The organism is uncultured Mailhella sp., from assembly GCF_905187505.1.
Classification (GTDB): Bacteria; Desulfobacterota; Desulfovibrionia; order Desulfovibrionales; family Desulfovibrionaceae; genus Mailhella.
Genome location: NZ_CAJJIC010000126.1, coordinates 1 through 7,006, shown reverse-complemented (window position 1 = coordinate 7,006; position 7,006 = coordinate 1). Strand labels below are relative to the sequence as shown.

7 protein-coding genes and 1 pseudogene are annotated in these 7,006 nt (G+C 60.1%); all 8 read left to right on the top strand.

All coding sequences use genetic code 11. From position 1 onward, the window contains the following. Nucleotides 1-1,509 (top strand): aconitate hydratase (locus tag QZZ60_RS09785; RefSeq protein WP_295640947.1); only part of this gene is annotated, 1,509 nt, incomplete at its 5' end. 65 nt (nt 1,510-1,574) lie between these two features. Further along, on the top strand, nt 1,575-3,473 hold the full coding sequence (locus tag QZZ60_RS09780) for a SurA N-terminal domain-containing protein (RefSeq protein ID WP_295640945.1): 1,899 nt from the start codon (nt 1,575-1,577) through the stop codon (nt 3,471-3,473). 266 nt (nt 3,474-3,739) lie between these two features. Next, on the top strand, nt 3,740-4,222 hold the full coding sequence (locus tag QZZ60_RS09775; protein ID WP_295640943.1) for a cytochrome c3 family protein: 483 nt from the start codon (nt 3,740-3,742) through the stop codon (nt 4,220-4,222). Between the two features lie 166 nt (nt 4,223-4,388). Further along, nucleotides 4,389-5,159: a hypothetical protein gene (locus tag QZZ60_RS09770; protein WP_295640941.1), complete on the top strand. Its 771-nt coding sequence runs from the start codon at nt 4,389-4,391 to the stop codon at nt 5,157-5,159. Nucleotides 5,160-5,274: 115 nt separating this feature from the next. After that, on the top strand, nt 5,275-5,778 hold the full coding sequence (locus tag QZZ60_RS09765; protein ID WP_295640939.1) for a hypothetical protein: 504 nt from the start codon (nt 5,275-5,277) through the stop codon (nt 5,776-5,778). An 87-nt stretch (nt 5,779-5,865) separates the two neighbouring features. Continuing rightward, entirely contained in the window at nt 5,866-6,174 is a 309-nt protein-coding gene (locus QZZ60_RS09760) for a YggT family protein (protein WP_294446137.1), read from the top strand. Nucleotides 6,175-6,236: 62 nt separating this feature from the next. Then, nucleotides 6,237-6,458 carry a DUF465 domain-containing protein gene (locus tag QZZ60_RS09755; protein WP_295640937.1) on the top strand — a complete coding sequence of 74 codons (222 nt, stop codon included), beginning with the start codon at nt 6,237-6,239 and terminating at the stop codon, nt 6,456-6,458. A gap of 204 nt (nt 6,459-6,662) precedes the next feature. After that, nucleotides 6,663-7,006: pseudogene (locus QZZ60_RS09750) on the top strand (diaminopimelate decarboxylase); the annotation flags it as partial.

Below are 7,006 nucleotides of genomic sequence, written 5' to 3'. Positions count from 1 at the left end.
GGGGAACCCTACAGCATTCCCATGCCCAAGGTCGTCAAGGTGTGGCTCACCGGTCGTCTGACCGGATGGGCGCAGGCCAAGGACGTCATTTTGCACATGCTGTCCCGTCTGAGCGTCAAGGGCGGCGTGGGGCGCATCTTTGAATACTGCGGTCCCGGCGTGAGCACGCTTTCCGTGCCGGAACGCGCCACCATCACCAACATGGGCGCGGAACTCGGCGCCACGGGCTCTCTCTTCCCCTCCGACGAGCGTACCCGCGAATTCTTGAAGCAGATGGGGCGTGAGCAGGACTGGGAGCCGCTCGCTGCGGACGAAAATTCGCAGTACGACGAAGAGATGGAAGTGGATCTTTCCTCCATCGTGCCTCTGGTAGCCCGTCCCCACATGCCCGACAACGTGGTTCCCGTTGCCGAGCTTGACGGTCTGCGCGTGGATCAGGTGGCCATGGGCTCCTGCACCAACTCTTCCTACGCCGATCTGCATCTCGTGGCTGAAACCCTGCGCGGCCGCCGCGTCTGTCCCGAAACCGACACCTGCATGGCGCCCGGTTCCCGTCAGGTGCTGGCCATGCTCACGGAAGAGGGTTCGCTTGCCTCGCTGCTCGACAGCGGCGTGAGACTTCTGGAGTGCGCCTGCGGTCCCTGCATCGGCATGGGCAGCTCGCCCGTGTCCGGCGGCGTGTCCGTGCGTACCTTCAACCGCAACTTTGAAGGCCGCAGCGGCACGAGAGACGCTCAGGTCTATCTGGTCAGCCCCGTCACGGCGGCACAGTGCGCTCTGAACGGCCGCTTCACCGATCCCGCAACCTGGGGCGAGGCGCCCGCGCATCCCGACTTTCCCGCGCACGTGCCCGGCGGACGCCATCATTTCCTGTTCCCCGCAGCAACGGAAGAGGAACGCGCCAAGGTGGAAATCCTGCGCGGCCCCAACATCGTGGCGCTGGAAACCTTTGAACCGCTGCCCGAAAAGCTTTCCGGCGAGGTGACGCTCAAGGTCGGCGACGGCATCACCACCGACCACATCATGCCTGCCGGTGCGGAGATCACCGCGCTGCGCTCCAACGTGCCCGCCATCGCCCGTTACGTGTTCAGCCGTACCGATGAGAATTTCGTGAAGCGGCAGGACAAGGCGAAGGCCGCAGGCATTGCCGGCATCATCGTTGCCGGGGAGAACTACGGCCAGGGATCCAGCCGCGAACACGCCGCTCTTGCGCCGCGTCATCTTGGCGTGCGCGCCGTGGTGGCCAAGTCCTTTGCCAGAATCCACAGAGCCAACCTCATCAACTTCGGCATTCTTCCGCTCATCTTCGTGAACGGCGGGGATTATGACCGCATGGCGCTCGGCGCTTCCGTGAGCCTTGATGCCGCGAGCATGACGGCCGGCGGCGAAGCCGTGCTGAACGTGGAAGGTCTGGGTGAGGTGCGCGTGCGCAACGACCTTTCCGAAAAGGAATGGTCCGTGCTCAGAGCCGGCGGCCTGCTCAACGCCGTGCGCGCCCGTCGCGCCTGAAAGGGAAAAGAAATTCGGGCCGTCCGCGGCTCCGGGAACATCAATAACAACAGCAAGGAGTCGTCATGCTGGACGGCATCAGAGCCAACGCCCAGTCCTGGGGCGTAAAACTGGCTTTCGGCATCATCATTGTGGTCTTTGTCTTCTGGGGCATCGGTTCCTATACCGGTCCCAAGGGACTCGTGGCCTCCGTCAACGGCAGAAACATCACTGAAGTGGAATTTCAGCGTGCCTATGCCGCGATGGAAGACAACGTGCGCCGCTCCATCCCCAACATCACCTCGGAAATGCTGAAGAGCTTCCAGCTCGAACAGCGCGTGCTGCAGTCTCTCATGCAGGAAAAGCTCATTGAGGATGAAGCCGAGCGCGCGGGACTTACCGTGAGCCCCTACGAGCTGCGCGTCCTTCTTGAGCAGCTTCCCTACTTCCAGAAGGACGGCAAGTTCGATCCTGACGTCTACAAGGAGGTACTGAGCAAAAATCATCTTACCCCTCGTCAGTTTGAGACCGATCAGGCCAAATCCATGCTCCCCGGCAAGCTCCAGCGCCTTGTGACCGCCGGAGCCTATGTCGATCCTTCCGCCGTGAAGGCCATTTTCGACTATGCCGCCGAACGGCGCCGCGTGGACTACATTCTGTTCCCCGCCTCCGCGCACATGGACAAGGCAGCGCCTTCCGACGAGGAGGTCGCCAAGACCTACGAGGCACAGAGCGCGAGCTTTACGGTTCCGCCCAGCGTGAATGTGGAGTACGTTCGTCTTGACCCCGCGGTCATGGGCGATCCTTCCACCATTAAAGATGAGGAACTTCGCGCCGCCTATGACGCGCGTCTTGCCCAGTACACCGAGGAAGAAAAGATTCACGCCCGTCATATCCTCATTCGTGTCGCTGCCGACGCGCCCGAGTCCGAGGTGAAGAAGGCCGAGAATGAGATCAAGGCTCTTGAAGCCCGCATCCGCGGCGGCGAAGACTTCGCCGAAGTGGCGAAGAGCGGTCAGGACGGCACCGCGGCTCAGGGCGGAGACCTCGGCTGGTTCTCCGCCGGTCAGATGGTTCCCGAGTTTTCCAAGGCCGCCTTTGCTCTGAAGGACGGCGAGGTGTCTGCTCCCGTGCGTACCCAGTTCGGCTTCCATCTCATCAAGAAGGAAGGCCATCAGGACGCCGTGACGCACAGCTTTGATGAGGTGAAGGACGCCCTGCGCGCCGAACTGGCCACCGAGGCCGCGAGTCATGGGCTGGAAGAGAAGGCCGACGCCGTGCTGGCGCAGGCTCTTGCCGGAAAGAGCATGGAAGAGGCCGCGCAGGCTGCTTCCGTCGCGGCCGTGAAGGCTGAAAGCACCGGGCTTATTTCCGCCGAGGAGCTGGCCGGCAAGCTCGACATCCGCGACTCCGACGTGCAGACCATTCTTGCCGCCGCTGCCGGTACGGTGCTCGATTCCGCCGTGCCTTCCGGCAACGCGCTGCTGGTGGTGAAGGTGGCGGAAAGCAGACCTCAGAGCGTGAAGCCTCTCGATGAAGTGCGTCCGCTCATCGTGGAATTCCTCACCAAGCAGAAGGCGGCTGAAATGGCCATGGACGATGCCCGCAAGGCCCGTGCCGCGTTCCAGGACGGCAAGCCCGCCGAAGGCGCGGCCGTCAAGACGTCCGAGCCCTTCGGACGCGACGGCAGCATCGCCGACCTCATTGCCGATCCCGCGCTTGCCCAGGCCGCCTTTGCCGTGCCTGAAGTCAGCGATGCGTGGCTCAACGAACCTTATCGCGTGCAGGACGGCGCCGTGCTGGCCCGCGTGTCCGCCATCGAAGCTCCTTCTGAAGAGGAATGGAAAGGCGCCGAGGCCGACATGCAGGACCGCCTCGTTGCGGACAGGGCCAACATGATCTACCAGATCTACCTCACGCAGCTCAGCTCGCAGGCAAAGGTGAAGATGTACAATTCGCCGCTGCTTGCCAATACCTCCAAGTAGAGACCTGGGCCGGAACGAAAAAAGACGTTCCGGCCCTTTTGCTTTTTTGTCTGCGGAAGCGTAGGATGAAACGAGGTGTTCGCGCACGGTGCGGGTCTGCGGGTGCAGAGTGAGCCGACAGATAATCATCCGACGGCACCGGAAAGAGAGCCTGCCTTTGAGCGCTCTCTCTTGACATTATTTCTGTTTTGGAAGTAACGTAATTCTGCTTATGCCTCTGCAGCGTGAGCGTTGGTTTCGTGTAAAGACCAGGAGGAGGTCACCCTATGAAAAAGCTGCTGACGTTCGGCTCCGCCGCTCTGATAGTCGCCGCTTTGGCTCTGCCGGCCGGCGCCGCGCAGTTCGCACATATCCCTGCCGGGCCCATCAAGATGGATTTGACCGATAAGCCCGTCTATTTCGATCATAACATCCATACCACTCAGGACTGCACGGCCTGCCATACCAGCATGCCCGCCCACTTCCCCCCGCTGGCTGTCGATACGGAAAAGCAGTGCGCCGTCTGTCATCACAAGGTCGCCGGCACCACTCCCAAGTTCAAGTGCGGGACTGCCGGCTGTCACAATCCTGAAGACAAACAGGCGGAACGCAGCTACTTCAAGATCATTCATGACCGCGAAATTTACGGCAAGGGTTACGTTGCCGACTCCTGCCTCGGCTGCCATACTCAGGTTGCAAAGACCCGTCCTGAAATGAAGCAGGCTCTTACGGGCTGCTCCGGGTCTGCCTGCCATCCCAAGCAGAACTAGCTGAATCTCTGGTTTTGCCCCGCCTGTGAGGGGCGGGGCAAAACTGCGGCCGGTTGTCTACGGCCTCGTTTTGCCCCCGGAAGGGGGCTTTTTTTGGCCTTGCGGAAGCCTTGCCTTTAGTTGTATATCTTTGACCCACATTTTTCTGTACCGCCAAGAGGGGATCATGGAAGAAAGAAAACGTTCTTCTGAACAGCCTGAAGAGGTCATTGAGCTTTTGGACATTGTGGCGCAGTCCGCATCGGATGAGAAAGCCGTACAGGCGGAAGAATCCGCACTTCTTTCCGACGGGGCCGACGAGGCGGAACAGCCTGAAAAAAACGATCTTGAAGAGGTCGGAGACTGCACCGAGGTCGGAGAAGAGGCGGTGCTTCTGGAAGAGAGCGCCGTGCTTGAGCAGGGCGACGTGGAGCATTCAGAGGCGGGACAGGCCGTTTTCTCCGCGGAGGAGAGCGGCGGCGAAGGCGCGTCGAAGAACGCGGTCGGGACTGATGACGGGTGCGACGCGGCTTCCGAAAACGGGGAGACGGCCGACGCCGAGGATGAACGTCTGCTTGTCCTGAAGCGGAAACATGAGGCCGAGGTAAAGGCTCTGGAAGAACGTGTCGCTTCTCTTGAGAAGATGTGCCGGGAACTTGAGGAAAGCGTGGAAAGCCTGAGTCAGCAGATCGCCCAGGCCGGCACCATGTTTCTGGAAGACGCCTCCGTACGGCTCAACATGGAAGAGCTTGTGAGCCGCATGCTCGACGCCAGACTGCCGGCTTCGTCGGATCAGGAGGACGGAGAAGCTGCCGACCTCGGCGCACGCGTGGACGGGCTTGAGAAGCGCGTTCAGGAATGGGAAAAGAAAAGTGAGCAGACGGCCGCTTCGGCTGCAGCCCGCGTGATCCGGGATGAGATAGCCGCCATGAGGGCAGAGGCGGAGACGCGCTGCTGACGGAAAATTTTTCGGCCGCCAATGCGGTCGTGGGCTTCCTTGTCGGGGCCCGGTAGAATCGTGTGTTGCGCGCAGGACGACCTGCGCCGAAAATCCATCTGGAGTTTTTCGTTTCATGAGTTCATTTGTTACAGGTCAGATCATTGAGGCTCGCTGCTCGCGCTGCAAGGATGTCACTGGCCACGTCGTCATGGCGTGCCTCGACGGCATGCCGGTCAAGGTCGAATGCCGCGCCTGCGGCAGTGTGCATAAGTATGTTGCCCCCGAGGTCCATGCCCGCCCGAAGGTGGAAAAGACCGTGCGCGTGAAGGCCGGTCACAACCGTGCGGAAGCCGTGGACGCCACCGTCAAGGCGGAAAAGCGCGCTGCGGCCCCCAGACTCACCAGGGAAGAGAAGCAGCTTGCCCACCGTGCCGAGGAAAACGAACAGCGCTGGACCAGTCTTGTGGCCGGAAGAGCGGCCGTGCCCGTGGCCTACAGCATGACCGGCACCTTTGCCGTGAACACGCTGGTGGATCATCCCGTTTTCGGCACGGGAGCCGTCATCGAGCTGCTTCCGCCCGACAAGATGGACGTGATGTTCAAGGACGGCGTGAAGCGTCTTCGCTGCGTCTGCTAAATTTGTGGTCGGAAATTTCATTTTTTTGCTTGCATCTGGAAGCCAATCAGGCAACACTCTGAATACAGGACTTTTCATGGAGGAGCCATGTTCGTCTTTGCAAATCTTGTCACGACTGTTGCCGGGCTTCTGAGTCTGGTCATCAATCTTTATATTTTCGTCGTTATCGTGGCGGCCTTTCTCTCGTGGGTGAGGCCCGACCCGTATAATGCGATCGTCCGCACGCTGAGGGCGCTCACGGAACCGGTGTTTTACCGTATCCGCAAGGCGTTCCCCTTCGTGATGGTCAACGGGATAGACCTTTCCCCCATCGTGGCTCTGGTCGCCCTGCAACTGCTCAACGGCGTGGTCGTGCAGTCTCTGCTTCAGCTCGGGCTGCGTCTGGCCGGCGTATGAATTTAGAGGAAGCCGGTCTGCCGGCTTTTTCCCTGCCACCCCAACATAATGGAGTCTGTGCCATGGAAGAACGTGATCTCAAGATTGTGGAACAGTACGGCGATACTGATCCTGAACTGAAGGCTCTCTGGGAAGAACATATGCTGTATGAAAAGCAGCTCGCCAAGTTTGAAGGCAAGAGCTACCTCTCTCCCAGCGAAGAGCAGGAAATGAAGACTCTCAAGAAGCAGAAGCTGGACGGCAAGACCCGCCTGGCCGCCGCTCTCGACAAATATAAGAAGTAATGCGTTCGATCCCTGCCGTTTGCGGCAGGGGCGTCTTTATTCAGTCACGGGGAGAAAGCGCCTGCTTTCTCCCCGCTCGGACGACCGTTCATCGCCTTGCGGGGGCGGCCGTTTTTTTGTGTTTCAGGCCGGAGTCATGGTTTGCCGTTCCATGTCGCGGGCCTGTTTCCGGAGCTTTTTCCTCATACAGGTACGAAAGAGAAAATGGCAAACGTACGATCCACCTATACGGACAGTGTCAACTTTTATGGGCAGGAAGATCCCCGTGAACTGATCTCCCGTTTCGGTTCTCCTCTGTATGTCTACAATGAGAACATACTGCGCGAGCGCTGCCGCGACCTTCTGGGACTCTCGTCGCTCCCCGGCTTTTGCGTGAACTATTCCGCCAAGGCCAACACCAACCCCGCGCTGCTTCGCATCATCCGTTCCGAAGGCTGCGTGGTGGACGCCATGAGGATCGGCGTGCTTTACATCAAAGGGCTTGCCGGCTTTACTTCCGAAGAGGTCACCTACGTCTTCAACAACGGGATCGCCGAGGAACTCAGGCA